Annotated in this window: 24 protein-coding genes; 10 read left to right on the top strand and 14 right to left on the bottom strand. The window is 33.0% G+C overall.

Going from position 1 to position 22,042, the window contains the following annotated elements; all coding sequences use genetic code 11:
* Positions 1–70 precede the first annotated feature (70 nt).
* The 10 genes from B5X64_RS23270 to B5X64_RS22885 form a co-directional block, all read right to left on the bottom strand.
* Positions 71–397, bottom strand: coding sequence for a DUF6660 family protein (locus B5X64_RS23270; protein ID WP_079466804.1), 327 nt, complete (start codon positions 395–397; stop codon positions 71–73).
* Between the two features lie 166 nt (positions 398–563).
* Entirely contained in the window at positions 564–1,175 is a 612-nt protein-coding gene (locus B5X64_RS19320) for a hypothetical protein (RefSeq protein ID WP_079466803.1), read from the bottom strand.
* Between the two features lie 22 nt (positions 1,176–1,197).
* Positions 1,198–2,346, bottom strand: coding sequence for a relaxase/mobilization nuclease domain-containing protein (locus B5X64_RS19315; protein ID WP_079466802.1), 1,149 nt, complete (start codon positions 2,344–2,346; stop codon positions 1,198–1,200).
* Entirely contained in the window at positions 2,339–2,788 is a 450-nt protein-coding gene (locus B5X64_RS19310; protein WP_079466801.1) for a plasmid mobilization protein, read from the bottom strand. Before B5X64_RS19310 ends, B5X64_RS19315 begins: the two co-directional genes overlap by 8 nt.
* Positions 2,789–2,937: 149 nt before the next feature.
* Positions 2,938–3,816 carry a toprim domain-containing protein gene (locus tag B5X64_RS19305; RefSeq protein ID WP_079466800.1) on the bottom strand — a complete coding sequence of 293 codons (879 nt, stop codon included), beginning with the start codon at positions 3,814–3,816 and terminating at the stop codon, positions 2,938–2,940.
* Between the two features lie 265 nt (positions 3,817–4,081).
* Positions 4,082–5,320: a primase-helicase family protein gene (locus tag B5X64_RS19300; protein WP_079466799.1), complete on the bottom strand. Its 1,239-nt coding sequence runs from the start codon at positions 5,318–5,320 to the stop codon at positions 4,082–4,084.
* 73 nt (positions 5,321–5,393) lie between these two features.
* Positions 5,394–5,672, bottom strand: a complete 279-nt coding sequence (locus tag B5X64_RS19295) for a helix-turn-helix domain-containing protein (protein ID WP_002976362.1) — start codon at positions 5,670–5,672, stop codon at positions 5,394–5,396.
* Between the two features lie 78 nt (positions 5,673–5,750).
* Positions 5,751–6,485, bottom strand: a complete 735-nt coding sequence (locus B5X64_RS19290; RefSeq protein ID WP_079466798.1) for a hypothetical protein — start codon at positions 6,483–6,485, stop codon at positions 5,751–5,753.
* A gap of 15 nt (positions 6,486–6,500) precedes the next feature.
* Entirely contained in the window at positions 6,501–7,742 is a 1,242-nt protein-coding gene (locus B5X64_RS19285) for a tyrosine-type recombinase/integrase (protein ID WP_056013289.1), read from the bottom strand.
* A 411-nt stretch (positions 7,743–8,153) separates the two neighbouring features.
* Positions 8,154–8,318, bottom strand: coding sequence for a bacteriocin-like protein (locus B5X64_RS22885; protein WP_164463466.1), 165 nt, complete (start codon positions 8,316–8,318; stop codon positions 8,154–8,156).
* Positions 8,319–8,775: 457 nt separating this feature from the next.
* On the opposite strand from B5X64_RS22885, the gene B5X64_RS19280 reads away from it, so the two are divergent.
* Genes B5X64_RS19280 through pyk form a run of 5 tightly spaced genes read left to right on the top strand, consistent with a single transcriptional unit; the run spans position 8,776 to position 12,957 of the window.
* Complete coding sequence (locus B5X64_RS19280) at positions 8,776–9,015, top strand: acyl carrier protein (protein WP_002976354.1); 240 nt, start codon at positions 8,776–8,778, stop codon at positions 9,013–9,015.
* 33 nt (positions 9,016–9,048) lie between these two features.
* Positions 9,049–10,293 (top strand): beta-ketoacyl-ACP synthase II, encoded by a 1,245-nt coding sequence (fabF, locus tag B5X64_RS19275; protein WP_079466797.1) that lies wholly within the window; start codon positions 9,049–9,051, stop codon positions 10,291–10,293.
* Positions 10,294–10,303: 10 nt separating this feature from the next.
* A complete protein-coding gene (gene rnc, locus B5X64_RS19270) occupies positions 10,304–11,068 on the top strand; it encodes a ribonuclease III (RefSeq protein WP_079466796.1) in 765 nt (254 codons plus the stop codon).
* Positions 11,046–11,519 (top strand): IPExxxVDY family protein, encoded by a 474-nt coding sequence (locus B5X64_RS19265; protein ID WP_079466795.1) that lies wholly within the window; start codon positions 11,046–11,048, stop codon positions 11,517–11,519. The genes rnc and B5X64_RS19265 overlap by 23 nt, the downstream gene beginning before the upstream one ends.
* Positions 11,512–12,957, top strand: a complete 1,446-nt coding sequence (gene pyk / locus B5X64_RS19260) for a pyruvate kinase (RefSeq protein WP_079466794.1) — start codon at positions 11,512–11,514, stop codon at positions 12,955–12,957. Before B5X64_RS19265 ends, pyk begins: the two co-directional genes overlap by 8 nt.
* 61 nt (positions 12,958–13,018) lie before the next feature.
* Here the strand turns inward: pyk and B5X64_RS19255 are convergent, their stop codons facing one another.
* The 4 genes from B5X64_RS19255 to hutI all read right to left on the bottom strand — a co-directional run bounded on the left by B5X64_RS19255 (position 13,019) and on the right by hutI (position 17,705).
* Positions 13,019–14,311, bottom strand: a complete 1,293-nt coding sequence (locus B5X64_RS19255) for an aldehyde dehydrogenase family protein (protein WP_079466793.1) — start codon at positions 14,309–14,311, stop codon at positions 13,019–13,021.
* Between the two features lie 135 nt (positions 14,312–14,446).
* Entirely contained in the window at positions 14,447–15,361 is a 915-nt protein-coding gene (gene hutG, locus B5X64_RS19250) for a formimidoylglutamase (RefSeq protein ID WP_079466792.1), read from the bottom strand.
* Positions 15,362–15,370: 9 nt separating this feature from the next.
* Complete coding sequence (locus B5X64_RS19245; RefSeq protein ID WP_079466791.1) at positions 15,371–16,477, bottom strand: DUF695 domain-containing protein; 1,107 nt, start codon at positions 16,475–16,477, stop codon at positions 15,371–15,373.
* Position 16,478: 1 nt separating this feature from the next.
* Positions 16,479–17,705, bottom strand: a complete 1,227-nt coding sequence (hutI, locus tag B5X64_RS19240) for an imidazolonepropionase (RefSeq protein WP_079466790.1) — start codon at positions 17,703–17,705, stop codon at positions 16,479–16,481.
* Positions 17,706–18,010: 305 nt separating this feature from the next.
* On the opposite strand from hutI, the gene ruvB reads away from it, so the two are divergent.
* From ruvB to coaE, 5 genes are read left to right on the top strand one after another with little or no spacing between them, the layout of a single operon-like run.
* Positions 18,011–19,033 carry a Holliday junction branch migration DNA helicase RuvB gene (gene ruvB, locus B5X64_RS19235; protein WP_079466789.1) on the top strand — a complete coding sequence of 341 codons (1,023 nt, stop codon included), beginning with the start codon at positions 18,011–18,013 and terminating at the stop codon, positions 19,031–19,033.
* Between the two features lie 34 nt (positions 19,034–19,067).
* Entirely contained in the window at positions 19,068–19,436 is a 369-nt protein-coding gene (locus tag B5X64_RS19230) for a four helix bundle protein (protein WP_079466788.1), read from the top strand.
* Between the two features lie 28 nt (positions 19,437–19,464).
* Positions 19,465–20,076: an FMN-binding negative transcriptional regulator gene (locus B5X64_RS19225; protein ID WP_079466787.1), complete on the top strand. Its 612-nt coding sequence runs from the start codon at positions 19,465–19,467 to the stop codon at positions 20,074–20,076.
* Between the two features lie 26 nt (positions 20,077–20,102).
* Positions 20,103–20,969 carry an MBL fold metallo-hydrolase gene (locus B5X64_RS19220; protein ID WP_079466786.1) on the top strand — a complete coding sequence of 289 codons (867 nt, stop codon included), beginning with the start codon at positions 20,103–20,105 and terminating at the stop codon, positions 20,967–20,969.
* Between the two features lie 8 nt (positions 20,970–20,977).
* Positions 20,978–21,613, top strand: a complete 636-nt coding sequence (gene coaE / locus B5X64_RS19215) for a dephospho-CoA kinase (protein WP_079466785.1) — start codon at positions 20,978–20,980, stop codon at positions 21,611–21,613.
* The last annotated feature ends 429 nt before the right edge of the window (positions 21,614–22,042 follow it).

Below are 22,042 nucleotides of genomic sequence, written 5' to 3'. Positions count from 1 at the left end.
AAAGTACAGTAATCGTAACCATTAAAGACACTGCTTTACGGCAAAATCTTTAAAAAACTGTCAAAAAAAATTAAATCTTAGGGGGTTGCCAGATATGGTCATAAACCTGATAGGCAATGTTATTCTTATGAAAAAGAATTTTTTTGGAAAAATAGAATTGAACCTGCAGAGGAATTTCCAGCAAAGGTTCTACCTTAAATGCAATGACACTTACATGGCTACAATTGCACATGCAAAAAGGAGAACAAGTACCATCATTACTACCCGGCTGGGAATTTTCGGCGCTTATGGAAATCTCACTATGATGACCTACAACAAGCTGCGTTTCAACATCACTGCAAGGAATGATAAGCAGTGCTATGAAATAAAATGTTAATAGAAGTCTCAAAATTTTCACTTCACAAAAGTAATAAATTTTAATTTATGTTTTACTTTTAGTAAAAACTATCTTATAAGGAGTTGGAGGTGTAATTCACAAAGAACTCAAATAGTCGATACAATACATTACCTCATTTTTTTCTAATTACCAAATTAACTTAACCCTCCAACTGCTTGATAATTTTTTAATAATTTTTCTTGCTCGCGTTATATCCATCTTTAAACCTCAGAAAGTCCTCTGCTTTTTTAGGATTATTCTTAATCCACAATTGCATAACTTGAGTATTTTCTCTCAACATTATTATCTCATTTTTATCATAGATTTTTTTTCCATCATCAGCAATTTCATTTAAAATATCTTGGCGTAGTTCACTTTTGGCTCTGATGCTTTCTTTGTACCATTTGTTTGAGAAATTAATTGAGGCGATCAGTACAAAAATCGCAAAGACAAAAACTCCAATTCCGCTCCAAATAAATTTCTTCTTCCATCGTATATCCTTCCCTAAACCGTCCAAATAATCTTTAGTTTCTTTTGAAAGAACCATTTCTGTCTGGGCAGGAATACTGGCAATTAATTGAGTTATTTTGGCTTGCACTAATTTGAAAAAGACCACAGTTTCATTATTGATTGACTGTCCGTCTTCCAAGCATGTCTTTAAGTCATTCAATAGAGTCGTATGATCTTCAATGGCAAACTGCAGTTTGATATTTTGTTCAATATTTTCCGTATTTGATTTGATCACGTTTTCTAAAAGTTCCATTCCGTTACTTTTAGATTCTTTATTTTCATTTTCCATATTTATTATTTTAAATTTTTAATTATCTTCTTAATTTTCGCTTCTTTTTCCAGAGTTCATCTTCGTCCTGAGAAATATAGGTTGGATTAAGGAAGTCACCGAATAATCCGCCTGCAATTTCTATTAAGCTTTCATTTGTTTCTGATTTTAGATGATTACTTGCATCATTATTTACATTACTTTTACTTAATGATTTTACCAGATCACCCAGGCCAGAATCTATTACCGACAGAGAAAAACCTAAATTTTTCTTGAAAAACAATCCGCTTTTCTGTTGATTACTATCAACTTTATTGATCCATATATCTTGAATTTCATTTTTTTGATTGGCTTTAAATTCTCCATTGTATTGCATCTTTACAGAAAATCCTTTTTGTTGTATATTTTCCCGAAATTCCTTTAAGTTGCTAGCGTATTTTTGTGCTTCCTTAACCGCAGTTTTAACTTCAAACAAAGATTTTATTTGAGAGATTTTCAATTGATTTGAAATTTCAGACAATTTGTAACCAGCTTTATAAATCCTTTCAGTTTGATGATTTTTGTCCTTTTCCAGCAATATTCGCATTCCCGAAATTCCGTCCTTGACATTTGAAGACAATTGAACTTCAAAACCTTTTTTCTTCATTTCTGAAATGAGACCATCAAAATTATTTTCTGACCTAATAGCTTCAGTCAAGCTTTTCAACATCTCGGCTTTTTTTTGCACTCCAATTTCTACATCGGTCAATAATCCTCTCTCTTTACAAACTTCTCTGACAGCTTCACCAAATCTCTTTCCGATATCGTGTGATTTCACAGTGCACTTTCCCGAAATATCAATCCTGTTCACGATAAAATGAATGTGCTTATGTTTGGTGCTATTATGAATATCAAGCCGAAACTGGTTGTTTGCCGTCACACCGACTTTATCTAATGCTTTTGTGGCGATTTCTAAAAATTCTTCATCCTTCAATTTTCTGCCAATTTCGTCTGGTTGAGAAATATATCCTGTCAATGCCCATTTCTTCACTTTGGAATTTCTTTCAGCTACGGTCTTCATTTCGTGAAATTGACCTTCAGCAGTTTCACTCAAAATATAGTTTGAAGCAACCATTTCTGCTGTTCCTTTATCGTTGCCATTGTATTCCAAAGCAATTTTTGTAATGGTTCTTGTGGTTGCGGAATTATTCATTTTTCTGAATTTTTGAATATAAATATTGATAAATCAATTCGATCAGATTTTCAATTCTTAATAAAATTTCTTTCTTATTTTCAAAAGCATTCCATTCCCGATTTCGTAAAAGATTGGTGATTTTTTTGAAATGGGCTCCGTATTGAAGTAAGACTTCATCAGTTTGAAATTCATTGATTTTAAGTTCTTTTTCGAACAAAACATTCCGGATATAAGTGGACAATTTTAGCGGATGCTTTTCTTGCTTTTGAAGTAGAATTTCATATTCAGAATTGGTCATTCGTATTGAAATAACTTTGTCCAATTTTTTATTTTCTTTGGTTTTCAAACCACCTTTACGACCTAATTCCTGAAAATATTTTTTTCTCTTTTCCTTAGCAATTTTGACTTCATTTTCTTTGGTGGCTCGTTTTATAAATTCTTTTAAAAAGTCTTTTTCCATAGTGTAAATTTTATTGCATTTAAAAAAACATTTCTGACGATAGGAAGAAATCAAAAATCCCAATTTTACAATCAGCGGGTACGCTTATTGTAAACTTTGGGTACTTTTTGCACTAACATACCACCATATTGTACCTGTGTTTACTTTACTCACCTACGTCTTTGCTTCACTTGTCTTTCAGGTGATGGGTTTTTATGAATCATCCAATCATTTAAGTCTTTAAAATCTGAATATAAAACCCGACAATCTTCTGCGTTTTTGTTTTCATTTTTAATCATTTCAATGGCACGATTTCCTGCTTCATCATTATCAAAATAAAGCTCAATATTTTCATACTTTTCAATTGAATTTTTAATCTTAGAAATCATCGAAACGGAATTCAAAATGAGATAATCGACAGGTTCTTTTTCTAAAAATTTCTCTACATTTTTACAGGAAAGAAAATCGAAAAAGCCTTCGAAAATCCGAAGCGATTCTGATCCGTTTTTTATGGTTGAAATATCTTTTTTTCCCAAACAAATTTTCGAATATTTATTGCGAATTTCATAACCGCCAGAATCGTTCTTGAAGCCAATTCCGAAATAGTTTTTATCTTTCATTCGGTAATGGATTTCGTCTAAGAACTGAGTTTGATTTCCAACTTTTCTGTCTCTTAAATATTCCAAAAGTGCAGGATGCTGAACGTTTTTAATTTCAATGATCTCATATTGTCTAGATAAATTTTCTGCTTTCTGATTTGAAATACTTTGCTGATGAAATGAAGAAAAATTTTGATTTTCTGCCCATACTAAAACTTCATTGACCGAAGCGTTCAGGTATTTCTTCATAAAGTCGGTATTCGTTCCTCCGATCCCTTCTGAAAATAAGTACCAATAGTTTAGACTTTTATTAATTTTAAAAGAGGCTTGGGATTCGTTGGCAAAAGGGTTGAGATACCAAGCTTCTTTTTCATTTTGTTTCGTTGGAAGGTGTCCGAGAGAAAGGAGGACTTCTTCCAACGATATGCTGTTGAATTGTTTGCAGTTCATTGTTGTACTTTTTAATGTTTTTAGTAATAATCGTATGAATTTTGATGGGTAAAGTAGACGGATTTAGTTTTGTCTAATGTTTGATGAGTTGATGAGAAAGCCTTGTAAAAACTTGATTAACAATAATTTAAAGTCTCATCAAAGTCTCATCACCTCATCAAAGTGGAAATATTCTTCTCATCATCCTCTCATCAAAAATCAAGGTTTAAAAGTTTGATGAGGCTTTTGATGAGAGATAACACTTTGATTTTCTTTTCATTACCTATTAATTCATCATTTCATCAAATTTTTGGAGAATAAAATTCCTTTCTATTGTAAAATACCGCCCTGTTTTGTTTTGTTGAAAAAAACTTAAGCCATAATCTAGGTCGTATTTGATATAGGCTAATGAATTGTTTTGAGGCTCGAGCTTCCAGATTTCTTTCAGCAGTTTCCGTATATCGTTTACTGTCCAATATTGTTTGCTGAACATTTTACCAAGCATATTGAAAATATCTTGCGGAATACAGTTAATAATCTTGTCTTCGGTACTTTGGAAAAACTCATATAAAAGTTCGATGATCTTAGATTCCAGTTTATTGTTATTTTTCCAAACCAATTTCTGAAGGGCTTTTGTTCTGATCTGCGAATCAGTGAACCACATTCTTGTCTCCTTACGGCTGTGAAAAGGTCTTTGGATTAGGTAACGAAGGAAATAGGGAATCTCCTTGCTTAGATTGTGGAGAAATTCAGTGTTCTCGCTTTTGATTGATCTTACTTTAATAATCCAGAATCGGATCTCATTTTCATCGATCTGGATGAAGTTATCTTCATTATTGGAACAGAGAATGAATTTTCCAAAAAATTCCACTTCTTCACGATCTTTTCCTTTTGCCTCCTTCTTGTCTTTATCAGTCGTTGAAAGATATTTTAATCGTTCCGTAATTTCTTTTTTATCAAAGAATACTTCATCAATAGCAACGATTAGCATTGATGTCCAATCCGAATTGAACTGACTGCTGAAAGAATCTCCTTTGATGTAGGTCATATTAAGTCCAAAAATGGATTTCAGCCATTTTATGAAAGTGGATTTTCCGGTAGATCTTTCTTTGCTTACAAGACAAAGAATCGGAAGTATCTGTGTTGGATATTGCAGTAAGATCTTGATATAATCCAATCCTAATTCCAACTGTTCTGCGAAAATATGCTCCATAAATCTAAGTGAAAATGGAATCTTCTCTTTTAGGCTTGTTTGCTCCGGTGTTTCTTTAATCGGCTGATAAGGAATCTCATTGTAAACATTGTAGAATCCTTGGATAATTTGTTGGTATTGCAAATGGGAAGGAATACAACAGAAGCCGTCATACTTGGGAACTTTTGAGACGTATATCTTTCCGTGATCGCTGATAATGGTTTCACGATTCCATCGAGTTAGTATTGAGATCTTATCTCCTGAGATTAACGGTTTCTCAATAGTTTTATAGTAGGTGGTTCCTACTCTTAGATAAGGGATTTTTTCGCTCATATTTTAAAGGTTTGATTCTGTACAGGAAATACAGAAGGGTGAATTGGAATGCTTGATAAATAAAAGTCTCTATCTATCTTCTATACTTAAGCGACTTGACTTCGTTTAAAGCATCCATAAGATCAAAATGGTTGACTCTGTAGAATCTTCCAATTTGTTCCGCCTTAATGTTACCTTTTAAAATATGTGAGCGTACGGTTTGATAATCGAGTTTTAGAATTTCTGAACACTCTTTGATAGAGTATAGTTTCTTTTTCAACTCAATTTCAGGTTCTTTTTTGAGAGAATAGAGTAAGTCTTTCACTTCCCCTAGTTCGTCAAGAATTGTTTGGAATGGATTTGTTGTCTGCATAATCTGTGATATTTATTTGCAGACAAAATTGTATGATTAGAATAACTAATAATGCAATTCTATTCAATTGCGTAAAGTTTAATGCTTGATATTAAACAGCTTAGATAATTCGTGATAGATAGTTTCCTCAAAATCATTAGGTTTCACAGTTATTGCCCGTGAAAATGTTCCTTTGTCAAAATTGGAATTATATTCGTTTTCCATAGCCTCAATAATAGTGGTATCTTGAAAATCCGGATTTATAATATGATTGTCTTTTAAGAATCGGTGGATTCTGATGAAAGAAGATTTTTGATCCACGAGCAGATTGTGATTTTCATCGATGAATTTTTTGTCTTTTAAAAAAGCGATGAAAATTTTAGAACTATTTTCACCAATCATAATATCTGATAAACGAACTTCTCTATTTGTTTTGCTTTGCAAAGCAAAATATAGAAAAAGCGTGGTTTCGGCCCCACTTAGAAAATTGCCTTGCAACTTCATTAAATTACTTGAACTTATCAGGCTGTTTGATTCTTTCTTATATTGATCTAAACAATAGCGAATCTTGTCTTCAAAATTATGATTTCGTGATGTATCAATATCTTTGAAATGAAAACTGAAGAAGTTGTCTAACTTTTCATATCCAATCAAATACTCATTCCTCAATTTTTCATTGAGTACAACTTTAGAGGATTTTTGCTTGGCTTTTTCAATTCTCCTGTGAAACCGCTCCTGAATCTTTTCTCGTTTTATCAAATGATAAATCATCATAGGATAGCCGACAAATTCCTCCCAAAAATTCCAACGTCCGTAAAGTTTTTTATGATCCATAATTTATAATAGTGATTATTTAAAAACCTCATTCATATAGTTGATCTTATCATCTTCGCTTGGTCTGTAGTAGGCATTAAACACTTCTAAGCTTGTATGACCCGTGTAGCTCATAATTACCTTATCCGGAACTCGTTTGTTCTTCATTATAGTAATAAAACTTCTTCTTGCAGTATGCGAGGAAATTCTCGTCCAAAATTCAGCTTTTTGGTCTACCAGCTCATCACCATATTTCATAGTTTTTTTTATTTCATCAGTAAACTCTAACTTTTTAAAAACCTCTTTAATATATTCATTCATCTTTTGATTTGTAATACTTGGCAGATTATAATCATACTTTTCCAGTATTGATTTAGAAATACTGTTTAAAGGAATTGCTAAGTTTTTAGATTTACTTTTTAAATCAATAACCCGTATGAAATTTCCGTCAACATCACTTCTTGAAATCGTACTGTAATTGCCAAACCTCATTCCTGTAGTACAACCAAAAACAAAAAGATCACGAACCTTTTCTAATCTTTTGTTTTCACTGAGATTGTAATTATATATGAGTTCAACTTGTTCATAATTCAAAGCTATTTCATCAGTTGTAAATTTCGCAGGTTTCTTGAAAGCAATAAAATTGTTATTGTAAGTATATTTTTTATTTAGAGCCCAAAGAAGAAAGGTCTTGAGCAGACCAACATTTCTATGTAATGTATTTGCAGAATGTTTCTTTTCTTCAATACAATATTTTAGAAATTTGTTATAAAGTTTATTGTCAAATTTTCCTAAGCTGATCTTTACCTTGCTATTGCTTTCAAAATCTTCGAGTAAATTCTTATTGCATTTGTAACGCTTTAGAGTTGAGTTTGAAATCGAATTACCAGTATAGTCGTTTTCCTTCTCATCTAAAAACTCCTGATAAATTCTAAAGAAATCACTTTTAACTGTTATTTTTTTGAATTTTTCATCAAATCTTTGTTTAAGAATATCAACGGTAAGTTCTTCATTTATGTTCTTATATCGATTAACTATCTCTGTAAAAAAACTACTATATCGATCCAACTGCATTTTAACGCTTCGATGAATCTCTGCTCTTTTAGTTCTTCCGTTTAGGTCATTAGGTTGCCTACCTTCAAAATCCCATTCGGTTGGTTTTATTTTCTCACCAGTAGAATAGATAAAATTCTTACTTTCATTGTTGAAAAATGAACGGAAATAAATCAGAGTTTCCTTTGTACCATTGGGTTGCTTGAGTTTAAAAGTGTAATTCATCAGGTGCCAGTTTAGGTGCTACTTCTTCTATATTTAGACATAAAAACTAAGTATATTAGTTTATACAAATATAGTTAAAATGCTGATAAATAGAGAACTTACATATTTTAAGTTATGTTAAAATATGTAAGGTTCTAAAACCTCCAACTCCACTTAAACCGCCTACCTTAGGCGGTTTCATTATTTTCACCCATATTCTTATTTAATAAGTATTCTCTCACACCCCTCTCTCATGGCAATCTTATTCTATAGAATACAATCCTTATTTCCTCATTTCAATCTTAATTTTTCTATGCGTCTCCCTCTTAATACTCAGCAAGAAAACATATAAATAAACAAAGCATCAAATTTTAAAAAAAAAAAAAAAAAAAAAAAACGCTCTTTTAGAGCGCTTTTCAAATTCAGTTTAAATTAAATAGAATTATCCGGACATTTAAAATCATCGCTACAAATTGCACAAACTACAACACCATCGCAATAATACATACAAAAATCAGGTTCCGGCAATGGCTTAATACCACCTGCTCCTTTAATTGTTTTCAATTGATCTTTTCCTAATTTTTTCAAATTTTTCATATTATTATTTTTAAGATTTTAATGATATGATAAAGATAGTTAAAACATAAATACAATATAACTTTAGTATTAATAGAATTTTATATTATTTAAAAATAAAAGCTTCAATTATTTTTTCGTCAATCCAAATTAAGCAAAAGAATACGCTAAAAATATAATATTCATATTACTCCTTTTACTTTTAAACTTAATAAAACCTATAAATTATTAAATCATAATAATTATCTCATCTCTTTTGTTATTTTCAATTCTAAAACATTTCAAAACATTCATCTTGAAATATCAATACATCGAGAGAGGTGAAAAATTAAACCCAAATATAAAACCCTGATTACGAAAAGACTAAAACTTGATAGAATAAAATTACATTAGACTCGTGACAAAAAAGTTTAAAAAAATGTTTTATCGTAAAGAATTTTATATATTTGCACCATCTAACAATAAAAAAAAATTTACTATGTCAGACATTGCATCAAGAGTAAAAGCTATCATCGCTGATAAGCTTGACGTTGAAGAAACAGAAGTAACTCCTGAGGCTAGCTTCACTAACGATTTAGGAGCTGATTCTTTGGATACCGTTGAATTAATTATGGAATTTGAAAAAGAATTCAACATTCAGATTCCTGATGATCAGGCTGAAAAAATTACTACTGTAGGTCACGCTATCGCTTATATCGAAGAAGTAGTAAATAAATAATATTCTTCAACAAAAGAAATTTAAACAAAGTTTATGGAATTAAAAAGAGTAGTTGTAACTGGTTTTGGCGCAATAACACCCGTCGGTAATAATGCGAATGAATACTGGGAAAGTCTTGTAAAAGGCAAGAGCGGAGCCGCTCCTATTACTCTTTTTGATGCCACAAACTTTAAAACTAAGTTCGCTTGTGAGGTGAAAAACTTCAATCCATTAGATCATTTCGATAAGAAAGAGGCTAAAAAAATGGATAGAAACACTCAGCTTGGGCTAGTTGCTGCGAGAGAAGCAGTAAGCCATTCAAGAATCATGGAAGACAATGTTGATAAAAACAGAGTCGGAGTGATTTGGGGATCAGGAATTGGTGGTTTAGAAACTTTCGAAACCGAGGTTTTGGGTTGGGCAAATACAGACATCCCAAGATTTAATCCTTTCTTTATTCCTAAAATGATTGCGGACATTACACCGGGACATATCTCTATAGAATATGGTTTCCATGGTCCCAATTATACTACAGTTTCTGCTTGTGCATCATCTGCAAATGCATTAATTGATTCTAAAATGCTTATTCAGCTTGGTAAAGCAGACGTTATCGTTTGCGGAGGGTCTGAAGCTGCTGTTACAGCAAGTGGCGTTGGAGGATTTAATGCAATGATGGCGCTTTCTACAAGAAATGATAGCCCTACTACAGCATCAAGACCTTTTGACAAAGACAGAGATGGCTTTGTTTTGGGTGAAGGAGCAGGATCTATTATTCTTGAAGAGTACGAACACGCTGTGAAGCGTGGAGCAACAATCTATGCAGAATTATTAGGTGGCGGTATGAGTGCAGATGCACATCACATGACGGCACCTCATCCTGAAGGTTTAGGAGCTTATTTGGTAATGAAAAATTGTCTGGAAGATGCAGGATTAACTACTGATGAAGTAGATCATATCAATATGCATGGTACTTCTACTCCATTAGGAGATGTTGCAGAATCCAACGCAATTTCAAGATTATTAGGTGAGCACGCTTTTGACATTCAGATTAATTCTACAAAATCAATGACTGGCCATCTTTTGGGTGCAGCCGGTGTTATTGAAGCTATTGCTGCATTAGGAACTATTATTCACGGTATTGTTCCTCCTACAATCAACCATTTTACTGATGATGAAAACATCGACAGCAGACTAAATTTCACATTTAATGAGGCTGTAAAAAAAGATGTAAAAGTAGCCATGAGTAATACTTTTGGATTTGGTGGGCACAATGCTTGCGTTCTTTTTAAGAAAATCTAATTATTACTGAATGGAGTTACAGAAATACTTTTCTAAATTCCTTATCAAAAAAAGAAAAAGACAGCTTACAGAAAGAGACTATTTCCTGAGCACAGAACTAAATAAAATTTTAGGGATTGAGGTTCAAAATGTCAATTTTTATCGTGAGGCTTTTTCAATTAAAACTTCTTCTAAAAATCAGGAAAGCAACTACGAAAGACTTGAATTTTTAGGAGACGCTGTTTTGGGTACAATTGTTTCGTGCCATCTGTTTCAAGCTTATCCTAAAGCTAATGAAGGATATATGACGCAGATGAAATCTAAAATTGTAAATAGGAAAAATCTAAACAAATTAGGGGAAGATTTAAAGCTTACCGATCTTTTACAAAAAAACAATCATGCTGTTGCTTTAGGAGAAAACATTTCAGGGAATCTCTTTGAAGCGCTAGTTGGTGCTGTTTATTTAGATTTCCATTACGAAATTTGCAAAAAAATCGTTTTGGATAGACTTCTTACGCCATCAGAAATCAATAAGCTTGAAAATAAAATTGTAAGTTACAAAGGTCTTTTGCTGGAATGGAGCCAGAAAAAGAAACTGAATATAAAGTACGAAACTTGTGAAGAAATTCAGGTTAACAAGTCAGTCGTCTTCCGATGTCATGTGTGGCTGGGAAGCGAAAAGATTTCGAATGCCACAGAAACTTCAAAGAAAAAAGCAGAAGAAAAAGCTGCACAGAGAGCATTTTATATTTTAAATAAAAAAGAAAATATACTTGGAAATCCAAAAACTTTATGATATAGATGATATAGAATTTGAAGATATTGCCATCGCTTTGGTAAGATTAGTCAAACATATACCAGATCACGAGTTTTTTTTTAAAGTTAATCAACACAACGATTTAAAATTTTCTAGAATAAAAGATCTTGTCTATCATGGGTCTCATTACGATTTTTATTTTCCCAGGTTTGAAGCTTATCATAAGTATACCAAAACCTATTTTACATTCATTTCCAACAAATCTTCAGAAAGTAATCAAAAAAAATTACAAACTGAGCTCTTCTCAGAAGAAGAAAACATTAAATTTTTATTAATTAATCATCCAGATGTAGAATATATTCTGCATAGTTCGGAACAGTTTCCTGATTTTTCCGTAATTTTGCTGGCTGAAAATCTTGCATTTCCAATTCAAGATTACAATCTGAGTTCTGAAGAGGAGCTCTATCAAATAATACAGTATTATGAATAAGTATTTAAAGAAGACAAAAATTATTGCAACACTAGGGCCTGCTTCATCTTCGAAGGAGGTAATGTTAGGATTGATGAGAGCGGGTGTTGACGTTTTTAGAATAAACTTTTCTCATGCCGACTATGATTTAGTGCGTTCCAATATAGAAATCATCAGAGACCTTAATAAAGAATATGGTTATTCGGTAAGTATTTTAGGAGATTTACAAGGTCCAAAACTAAGAGTAGGTGTTGTAAAAGAAGGTTCATACCTTAATCCTGGGGATATCCTTACCTTTACCAATGAAAAAATTGAAGGAGATTCTACAAAAGTTTACATGACTTATCAACAGTTTCCTCAAGATGTAAATGTGGGTGAAAGAATCCTTATTGATGACGGAAAACTAATGTTGGAGGTTATTGAAACCAACAAAATAGACACCGTAAAAGCAAAAACAATTCAAGGAGGACCTTTGAGTTCTAAAAAAGGAGTAAACCTTCCTAACACAAACGTATCGCTTCCGGCTCTTACTGAAAAAGATATTCAGGATGCCAATTTCATGATGGATATGGAGGTGGACTGGATCGCTTTATCATTCGTTCGTCACGCTCAAGATATTATCGACCTAAAAGAGCTTATCAAAAGGCATCCAAACGGAAAATTTAAAACTCCGATTATTGCAAAAATAGAAAAACCTGAAGGTGTTAAGAACATCGATGAAATTCTATTGGAATGTGATGGTTTAATGGTTGCTCGTGGAGATTTGGGTGTAGAAGTTCCGATGGAAGAAGTTCCTGCTATTCAGAAAAACTTGGTTGAAAGAGCAAGATTCTTCTCAAAACCTGTAATCATTGCCACTCAAATGATGGAAACAATGATTAACAGCTTAACTCCTACAAGAGCTGAAGTAAATGACGTTGCCAACTCTGTATTAGACGGAGCTGATGCGGTAATGCTTTCAGGAGAGACTTCTGTGGGTAGGTATCCTATTCAGGTTGTTGAAAATATGGCGAAAATTGTGAAGAATATCGAAATGACTTCTTTTTATCAGAACAAAAATGAGCCGCTGGAAAAAGATTACAACTGTATCGACGAACGTTTCATTACAAACAGAGTTTGTCTTGCAGCAGTAAGAATTGCAAAAAGCACTAATGTTGCTGCAATCGTAACTTTAACAAGTTCTGGTTACACAGCATTCCAGTTATCTGCACACAGACCAAACTCACACATCATTGTTTACAGTGGAAACAAGAGAGTCATTACAATGCTTAATTTACTTTGGGGAGTTCGTGCTTATTATTACGATATGAACAAACCAACGGATGAAACCATCATTCAGGTAAATATGTTGACACACAATCACGGTTATATAGAAACCGGAGATTTCGTAATTAACATCAATGCAACGCCGTCTTATGAAGGTGGAAAAACAAATACATTGAGATTAACAACAATTTAATTATTGTTTTTGATATAAATGAAACCTCCCGAAAAATAATTTTCGAGAGGTTTTTTTATATCTATTTTCCCAATATTGTTTTCGCAGTCACAAACTCTTTTAAAGCTAATAATGAAAGCTCGGTTCCATATCCTGAAGATTTGGTTCCTCCAAATGGAAAACGCGGATCAGAACTTGTCATTCTGTTGATATTTACTGTTCCGGATTCTAAGCCGTCAATAAAGAACTGTTGACGTTCTTCATTTTTCGTCCATACCGAATTGGATAAACCAAACGGAATATTATTGGCAATTTCTAAAGCTTCATCATCAGTGTGAGCAATCATCACCATCCCTAAAGGACCAAATAATTCTTCCTGTAAAATAGGGTTTCCCTCTTCTACTCTTATTAATCCCGGAATAAATTCATTTTCAGAAATCCTTTCAAGAGGAATAATCACTTCCGCACCGTGATCTAATGCTTTTTGATATTGCTTTTCAAGATCATCTGCAAGATCGGGTCTTGCCATTCCGGCCAATTTTGTTTCTTTCAATTTAGGATCACCGGGAACGTATTTTTTGTATTCTTCAATAAACTTCGGAAGAAAATGAAATTCAACCTCCCTTTGGATAATAAATCTTTTTGCAGCAACACAGGTTTGTCCACAGTTTTGTAGTCGGGCTAAAGCTCCCACTTTTGCAGCTTCATCCAAATCGGCATCCTCCAAAATAATAAAAGCATCACTTCCACCTAATTCCAGCAAAGATTTTTTGATATTTTTTCCGGCAGTTGCCGCTACTTCAGCTCCAGCTTTTTCGCTTCCCGTAAGACTTACCCCTTTAATTGTTTTATGTTCTAAAATTTCTTTTACTTCACCATGCCCTACTTCAAGATTCTGGAAAATTCCTTCAGGAAAACCAGCTTCAATAAAAACTTTTTCTATGGCGTTTCCACTTCCAAAACAAATGGATGCATGTTTTAAAACGACTGTATTTCCAGCTAAAATTGCAGGCGTTGCAAATCTTAAAACCTGCCAAAACGGAAAATTCCAAGGCATTACTCCTAAAATTACCCCTTTCGGAACATAATGAATTTCTGAAATTTTATATTCAGATTCTATTTTTTCCGGGCTTAAAATATTTTCAGCATCCGCATAATAATTCATCATTACAGCAGATTTCTCAACCTCAGACATGGCTTGAGAAATGGGCTTATTCATCTCATCAGTAATTAATTCACCAAAAACCTCAGCTTTATTTTTAAAAATTTCAGCAGCTTTTGCAATAAGTTTCTGCTTTTCTTCAAAGGGAACTTTTTTCCATTCCTGAAAAGCCTGGTCAGCTTTTAACAGCTTGTTTTCTATTAAATTTTCCATGTTAAAAATTCCATTTTTAAAGATTCAAGAATCGCGAATCTTCTGCTTTTGGATTAAGCATTTTTAAGGCAACAAATATTGTTCCTTATATCGTATTTAATTAATGATAAATTCTATGAAATTTATTTACTAAGGCTAAATCATAAACCACTCATTGGCCAAACTTGCAGCTAATCTTGCGGTATGATCCTGAATATCAAGACTCGGATTAACTTCTGCAATATCCAAGGCAATTAGTTTTTCATTTCTAAGAATATGTCTGTACAAATGCATGAATGCAGCATCTGCAAAAATTCCGTTGTAAGCCGAAGCAGAAACTCCTGGCGCAATTGAAGCATTGAAGACATCCATACAAATCGTCATATAAAGAAAATCTACTGACTCTGCCAATTCATTGACTCTTTCATAGATCGACGGAAGGTTTTCAAAAAACAATTCATCCGCCAGAATATATTTCATTCCAAACTGATGAGCCGTATCGAAAAGTTTTAACGTATTAGAATTTCTCTGAATTCCGATATGTAAAGAATTGATTTCGCCTTCCTGAGAAATTTGCCAAAAACCAGTCCCAGAGCTAGCTCCTACTCCATTTTCAGGTTGTCTGTTATCAAAATGAGCATCAAAATTGACAATTCCAATTTTCTGTTCCTGAAAAGCAGTTTTCACACCACGGTAATGACCAAAAGTAACTTCATGACCACCTCCCAAGACCAAAGATTTACCTCCTTTTAGCAAAACTTTAGAAACTTTTTTCGCCAGTTCATTTTGAGTATTTTCAAGATTTCCATCTTCACAAGTAATATTTCCAAAATCAAGAAGTGAAAAATCCGGGCGAATCACAGGAAAATTAGACATATTTTTTCGAATAATATCAGGAGCGTCTTTTGCACCCTGTTTCCCTTTATTTCTGCGAACACCTTCGTCAACAGCAAATCCGTGTAAAACGAAATCGTTAGTTGAAATTGCATCGTAGTTATTCTCTGCTTTTACTCTCTGAAATATTCTGTGATAAAGTAATTCTTCACCGTCTAATCTTCCTTGCCAAATCATGATTTTAATTTAATTTTGATTTACATTATAGCGTTCAAAACTCTGCCAATATTTGTCTTTATAAATTTCGAGTGTCATTTTATATTCAGGGTGATCATCCATTACTTTTTTCAAAACTTTTGAAGGTTTTCGGAAGTCTTTACTGGCAAAATAACTTTCTTTCATGTTATCTGCATTTTCTCTTCCGATGTATAGATGACCATCTTCTATTTTCAATTCTTCAATAATCTGTTCCTCGATATCGCTTAATTTTTCGTAATCTTCTTTTTGGGGAAGCCCATTATTATTTTCTCCATTATACTGAACTTTCAAAATAGAAATCCATGGATACGAAGCTTTTGAATCGTAGGTTAACAAAGATGTATTGATCGTCGCAATAAGAGGAGAACCGTTTTGCAGAGTCGCTTCAAAAACAGAAAATTTATCTTCTTCGCTAAAGCTTTTCACATTTTTATATTTTTCAGTAAACTCTCTTTCGCGCCACGATAAAAAGTCTTTCAGTTTCGTAACCGGTACCAATTCTTTTTGAGCATTATCTTTTCCAATTACATTAAAGGTATCAATCTGAGTGGCAAAATTCAGTTCCCCTAAAAAGTTATCAAGAAAAACACAGACTCCTGTTACAATAGCATCTTTGTTTTCTTCGGTTAAACCTTCGTAAACAAATGTGATGTCGATTTCGTCAGGATATCCTTCGACTTCGTTCTCATAAAAGAAAATATTTTCACCTGAAAATTTTGTGCCGTCCATTTCAATTCCGCTTGTGAGATTCATTTCCGGTTTTAATGCGGTAAACTTCCAGCGATCAAGTTTTGGAGCATTGGTAATAATTTCTTCAGCAAAAACTATATTTTTAATATCACCTTCTACCGTTAGAATTAATTCTGCAGTAGAATCATCACTCATTCCCGCAAGAAAATAATATCCTCCGTTTAACTCTTTAAGTTTTGGAGCAATAACATCAAAAAAGTTATTTTCTATATTATCGTGGTTTTTTACGACCTCAAAAAAATCTTTTTCTTTAGTAAGAAACCAATCCCAAAAATTTTTATAATTTTTAATTTTAGCATCTTCTTTCTCTTCATTTTTACTGAAAAATTTATCGAAAATTCCCATATTATTTTACTTTAATTCCGTCGATGTAAACATTCTCTGCCTGCAAGCTTCCCTGATTATATAGAACATTTTGGAAATTGTTGGTTTTATAAGTTACAAAATCTGCCTTTAAACCTGACTTCAGTTGACCTCTGTCTTCCAAACCTAAGGCAAAAGCCGAACGGAATGTCATTCCTGCCAAAACTTCTGCGGTTGTTAACTTTTCAAATGTTGCTAAAATAGAAGCTTGTGTAATCAAATTTCCCATTGGTGCAGAACCAGGATTCCAATCACTTGCAATTGCAACGATTGCTCCAGCATCCAATAATTTTCTTGCAGGAGTAAATTTTTCACCTAATCCCAAACTAGCTCCCGGCAAAGCAGTTGCCACGGTTTCAGACTTTGCCAAAAAGTCGATATCTTCATCAATTGTAGCTTCCAAATGATCTGCAGATTTCGCGCCAACTTCGACGGCAACTCTGGAGCTTCCCGGTGTAAATTGGTCTGCATGAACCGTAATTTCGAAACCTAAGTCTTTAGTTTTAAGTAAGAACTCTTTACTTTCTTCAGGTTGGAATGCTGATTTTTCAATAAAAATATCTACTCGTTTTGCAAGGTTTTCTTCTCTTACTTTTGGTAGAATTTCAGATAAAATATAGTTTAAATATTCTTCGTTACTTCCCTCAAAATCTCTTGGCTTTAAATGTGCTGAAAGACACGTCGGAACTAAAGTAGCCTTTGTTTGTCCCTGAGCTTTTTTAATCATTCTAAGCATTTTCAGCTCGTTTTCAACATCCAAACCGTATCCGCTTTTCACTTCAATGGTTGTAATTCCCAGAGCAATTAAAAAGTCGATTCTTTCTAGTAAAGTTTTTAATAATTCTTCTTCTGAAGCATTTCTGGTATGTTGTACTGAGCTCCAGATCCCGCCTCCACTTTCGGCAATTTCAAGATAGGTTTTTCCTGCATTTCGCATTGCAAAATCGTTGGCACGGTTTCCACCAAAGCAAATATGAGTATGAGAGTCTACAAAAGCAGGAAGTACGATTTGCTCGCCTTCAATGGTTTCAATTTCTATATTTTGATTTTCAGATCTTAAAGTTTCAAAATTTCCAATTTGTTGGATTTTATCTTTATTAATTAAAATTCCGCCATCAACAATAATCTCAAGTTGTTCATCAGAAAGTTTTCCTCTTAACGGAAGGTTGGCAAGTGTTACAACTTGCTTGAAAGGGCCAATTAATTTCATTTATTTAGTTTAAAAGCTAAAGTTTAACTTTTCTTTTAATATACTTCGTCGAGATTCCTACGGAATGACAAAAAGAACGTATAATTTGTCATTCCGTAGGAATCTAAACGATATTAGAAGCTAAGCAATTTTTATATTTAAAATTTTCTCTCTCAAAATTACTTAAAATATATCAATCTTGTAAATGATAAAAGGTCGAGTCTGCAATCTTAACCTAAACCTTAGCTTCAGCCTGAAATTAATCTCAGACTCAATCTAAATCTTAACCTAATTTTCCTATCTTTACGGTAAATGAAACTGAATTAATGCCCGATTTTTTACATCCAGATAAAGACAATTATTCCGACGAAGAGCTCATTCAGGAAGAGCAGATTCGTCCGCAGAGTTTTAAGGATTTCGCAGGACAGCGAAAAACCTTAGAAAATCTTGAAGTTTTCGTTACCGCTGCCAAAAGACGTGGTGGTGCGCTCGATCATGTTTTGCTTCACGGTCCTCCCGGATTGGGAAAAACAACTTTGGCAAATATTATTGCGAATGAACTTGGTGTAGGCTGTAAAATCACATCCGGTCCTGTTTTGGATAAACCGGGAAGTTTAGCTGGTTTACTAACCAATCTGGAAGAAAACGATGTGCTTTTCATTGATGAAATTCATCGTCTTTCACCTGTTGTGGAAGAATATCTGTATTCTGCAATGGAAGATTACAAAATCGATATTATGCTGGAAACCGGTCCGAATGCAAGAAGTGTTCAGATCGGACTAAATCCTTTTACATTGGTGGGAGCAACAACCAGAAGCGGAATGTTGACCAAGCCTATGTTGGCAAGATTTGGCATTCAAAGCAGATTGGAATATTACACCATTGAACTTTTGTCTATGATTATCATCCGAAGTGCAAGAGTTTTGGGTGTGAAAATTTATGAAGATGCTGCGATTGAAATTGCAAGAAGAAGCCGTGGAACTCCGAGAATTGCCAATGCACTTTTAAGAAGAGTCCGTGATTTTGCAGAAATTAAAGGTGATGGCGAAATCGAAATAGGAATTACCAAATATGCTTTAAATTCTTTAAATGTAGATGAATTTGGGCTAGACGAAATGGATAATAAAATCATGCGTGTGATGATTGAAAATTTCAAAGGAAAACCTGTAGGAATTTCAGCTTTGGCTACATCTATCGCAGAAAATCCTGAAACATTGGAAGAGGTTTATGAACCATTTCTAATTCAGGAAGGATTTATTATCAGAACTCCACGAGGAAGAGAGGTTACTGAGAAGGCTTATAAGCATTTGAATATTGCGATACCGAGAAATCCTGGAGAACTTTTTTAATGAATAATTAAAAATGAATAATTAATATCGGAAAATGGAAAGTAACTTTCAAGAAAAGGATAATATTATTCGAAATAAATCTTTTGATTTTTCAATTAGAATTATCAACTTGTATAAAGTTCTTTACAATGAAAGAAATGAAAAAACTCTTTCAAAGCAATTGCTTAGAAGCGGAACTTCAATTGGAGCAAATATAGAAGAAGGTATTGCCTCGTTTAGTAAAAAAGAATTCATCTATAAACAAATATCCTATAAAGAAGCCTATGAATCTTTTTATTGGATTAAGCTTTTACATAAAACAGGGTTCATTAATGATACAGAATTTAATTCTATAAAAATAAATATTGAGGAAATCATAAAACTATTAACTACAATTTTAAAAACTTCCAAACAAAACCCTTAATTATTCATTCTTAATTTTTAATTATAAAATGTTTATTCCTAAATTATATAAAAGTGAAGATTACAATTTGATGAAAGAAATCATCAGAGAAAATTCTTTTGCTTTACTAATTTCCTCGGTGGATAAAATTCGTGCAACCCATTCTATGATGATGTTGAATGAAGATAATCGGGAAAATATTTATATTGAAACTCACATTTCAAGGGCAAATCCGCAAGCGAAAACTTTGACTAACGGAGATGAAGTTCTTTGTGATTTTTTAGGAGCACATACTTATATTTCGAGTAGTTGGTATGACCATATTAATGTTTCGACATGGAATTATGAAGCGGTACAGATTTATGGAAAAGTTGAGCTGATGAATCATGATGAATTGTATCAACATTTAGACAAATTAACTTCAAAATATGAAAAATTTCAGCAATGTCCGATGATGATGAAAGATATGGGAAAAGAATTTGTTGAAAAGGAAATGAAAGGTGCTTTTGGTTTAAAGATCATTCCAACTGAGATTTTCATTAAACAAAAATTGTCTCAAAACAGAAAAGAAGATGATTTTGAAAATATTATTTTAAATCTTGAAAATGGCGATGAGAACGGAAGACAAGTTGCCGCAAAGATGAAACAACTGAAAAAATAAACAACATTATAAAAACCTAATATTATATGAAATTATATCCTATCCAATGTGGGAAATTTAAACTGGACGGAGGTGCCATGTTTGGGGTCGTCCCAAAGAGTCTGTGGGAAAAAACAAACCCTGCAGACGAAAGAAACTTAATAGAATTGGGAACCCGATCTCTTCTTGTGGAAGACGGAAAAAAATTAATTTTAATTGATTGCGGGCTCGGAAATAAGCAGGATGACAAGTTTTTTGGTCATTACTCGCTTTGGGGAGACGATAATTTAGATCATAACTTAAAAAAATACGGTTTTGTGAAAGAAGACATCACCGATGTTTTCCTTACCCATCTTCATTTTGACCATTGTGGAGGCGCCATTGAATGGAACGATGATAAATCGGGATACAGACCGGCTTTTAAAAATGCTCAGTTCTGGACCAATGAAAACCATTGGCAATGGGCAACTGAACCGAATGCCAGAGAAAAAGCAAGTTTTTTAAAAGAAAACATTATTCCTATCCAAGAGAGTGGGCAACTAAACTTTTTACCCCTTCCCGCAAACGGAAATTATGGCTTTGCACCAGACTTGAAAATGGATGTCATCTTTGTAGATGGTCATACGGAAAAGCAAATGTTACCCGTGATTCAGTATCAGGAAAAAACAATTGTTTTTGCAGCCGATTTAATTCCTACAGCAGGACATATTCCTCAGGTTTATGTAATGGGTTATGATACAAGACCTTTGCTGACGATTGAAGAAAAAGCCAAGTTTTTGAAACAATGTGTAGACAATGATTATTTATTGTTTTTTGAACATGATGCCCACAACGAATTGGCAAGCTTAAAAATGACTGAGAAAGGAGTTCGTCTTGATGAGACTTTCAGTTTTAATGATGTTTTTGGATATTAATATTAATTATGGAAGAATTGTATTCAGAGAGTCAAAAAAGCGAACCTGATTCGCCATCAGAGCCCAAGATTATTGGTTTAACAGGAGGAATTGGTTCTGGAAAAACGACCGTTGCAAAATTTATTGAAGAGTTTGGGTTTCCCGTTTATTATTCGGATGACAGAGCGAAAGACATTGTGAATGAAAACAATGATTTAAAGCATAAAATCAAAGAACTATTAGGCAATGATTCTTATGACAAAGATGGGATTTATGACCGTAAATTTGTCGCTGGAAAAGTTTTTAATGATAAAGAATTACTTCAAAGTCTTAATGAGATTATTCATCCTGCAGTGCGTCTTGATTTTGAAGATTGGGTAAAAAAGCAGACCAAGTATTTAGTATTTAAAGAGACTGCTTTACTGTTTGAGCTAAAACTTCATAAGCAATGTTATCGTTCTGTTTTGGTCACTGCAGAAGATAATATAAGAATAAAAAGAGTGATGGATCGGGACGGAAAAACCTATCGTGAAGTACAATCTGTGATGGAGAAGCAAATGCCTGAAAAGGAAAAAATTAAGTTGGCCAATTGTATAATCTATAACAATACCAATCTTGATGACCTTAAAGATCAAACTGAAAGAATCGTTTTTGAGATTGAATAAATCTAATTTTTGTTCGCTTATCTATATTTATTTTTGCCACGAATGCACAAATATTAATAAGTAAAATATGAAAACCTTTCTGGTTTTATAGCTTATCAGTTTTTAGAACCCGACAATACATACATTTTGAATAAATAAAATCCCGCTGAAATTTTTTCAGCGGGATTTTTGTAAAGCTTTAGATTTTAACAAATGACAAAAAACTTAAATTTCCTTTTTACCACAAACGAAACAAAAAAATAATTCAAAAAAAAGAAATTCAAAAGTTCACAAAATGTAAAACTTTCATTTATTACTTATTTTGCTAGCTTTTGAATGCTTATTGCATCATGACATTTTTTGTTGCTTTTATAATAAAAAAATAAGCTCTCATTTCTGAGAGCTTATTCTATTTAATGAATTGCTTTATTCTTTAATGAATTTTCTCTG

This window comes from Chryseobacterium balustinum, assembly GCF_900168205.1.
In the GTDB taxonomy this organism is placed as follows: Bacteria; Bacteroidota; Bacteroidia; order Flavobacteriales; family Weeksellaceae; genus Chryseobacterium; species Chryseobacterium balustinum.
This window is presented reverse-complemented; position numbering and strand designations above follow the sequence as displayed.

Coding starts and splice junctions, on each gene's coding strand:
- B5X64_RS19320 (WP_079466803.1), bottom strand. CDS start 1,175: ATGGAAAATGAAAATAAAGAATCTAAAAGTAACGGAATGGAACTTTTA.
- B5X64_RS19315 (WP_079466802.1), bottom strand. CDS start 2,346: ATGAATAATTCCGCAACCACAAGAACCATTACAAAAATTGCTTTGGAA.
- B5X64_RS19310 (WP_079466801.1), bottom strand. CDS start 2,788: ATGGAAAAAGACTTTTTAAAAGAATTTATAAAACGAGCCACCAAAGAA.
- B5X64_RS19305 (WP_079466800.1), bottom strand. CDS start 3,816: ATGAACTGCAAACAATTCAACAGCATATCGTTGGAAGAAGTCCTCCTT.
- B5X64_RS19300 (WP_079466799.1), bottom strand. CDS start 5,320: ATGAGCGAAAAAATCCCTTATCTAAGAGTAGGAACCACCTACTATAAA.
- B5X64_RS19295 (WP_002976362.1), bottom strand. CDS start 5,672: ATGCAGACAACAAATCCATTCCAAACAATTCTTGACGAACTAGGGGAA.
- B5X64_RS19290 (WP_079466798.1), bottom strand. CDS start 6,485: ATGGATCATAAAAAACTTTACGGACGTTGGAATTTTTGGGAGGAATTT.
- B5X64_RS19285 (WP_056013289.1), bottom strand. CDS start 7,742: ATGAATTACACTTTTAAACTCAAGCAACCCAATGGTACAAAGGAAACT.
- B5X64_RS22885 (WP_164463466.1), bottom strand. CDS start 8,318: ATGAAAAATTTGAAAAAATTAGGAAAAGATCAATTGAAAACAATTAAA.
- B5X64_RS19280 (WP_002976354.1), top strand. CDS start 8,776: ATGTCAGACATTGCATCAAGAGTAAAAGCTATCATCGCTGATAAGCTT.
- fabF (WP_079466797.1), top strand. CDS start 9,049: ATGGAATTAAAAAGAGTAGTTGTAACTGGTTTTGGCGCAATAACACCC.
- rnc (WP_079466796.1), top strand. CDS start 10,304: ATGGAGTTACAGAAATACTTTTCTAAATTCCTTATCAAAAAAAGAAAA.
- pyk (WP_079466794.1), top strand. CDS start 11,512: ATGAATAAGTATTTAAAGAAGACAAAAATTATTGCAACACTAGGGCCT.
- B5X64_RS19255 (WP_079466793.1), bottom strand. CDS start 14,311: ATGGAAAATTTAATAGAAAACAAGCTGTTAAAAGCTGACCAGGCTTTT.
- hutG (WP_079466792.1), bottom strand. CDS start 15,361: ATGATTTGGCAAGGAAGATTAGACGGTGAAGAATTACTTTATCACAGA.
- B5X64_RS19245 (WP_079466791.1), bottom strand. CDS start 16,477: ATGGGAATTTTCGATAAATTTTTCAGTAAAAATGAAGAGAAAGAAGAT.
- hutI (WP_079466790.1), bottom strand. CDS start 17,705: ATGAAATTAATTGGCCCTTTCAAGCAAGTTGTAACACTTGCCAACCTT.
- ruvB (WP_079466789.1), top strand. CDS start 18,011: ATGCCCGATTTTTTACATCCAGATAAAGACAATTATTCCGACGAAGAG.
- B5X64_RS19230 (WP_079466788.1), top strand. CDS start 19,068: ATGGAAAGTAACTTTCAAGAAAAGGATAATATTATTCGAAATAAATCT.
- B5X64_RS19225 (WP_079466787.1), top strand. CDS start 19,465: ATGTTTATTCCTAAATTATATAAAAGTGAAGATTACAATTTGATGAAA.
- B5X64_RS19220 (WP_079466786.1), top strand. CDS start 20,103: ATGAAATTATATCCTATCCAATGTGGGAAATTTAAACTGGACGGAGGT.
- coaE (WP_079466785.1), top strand. CDS start 20,978: ATGGAAGAATTGTATTCAGAGAGTCAAAAAAGCGAACCTGATTCGCCA.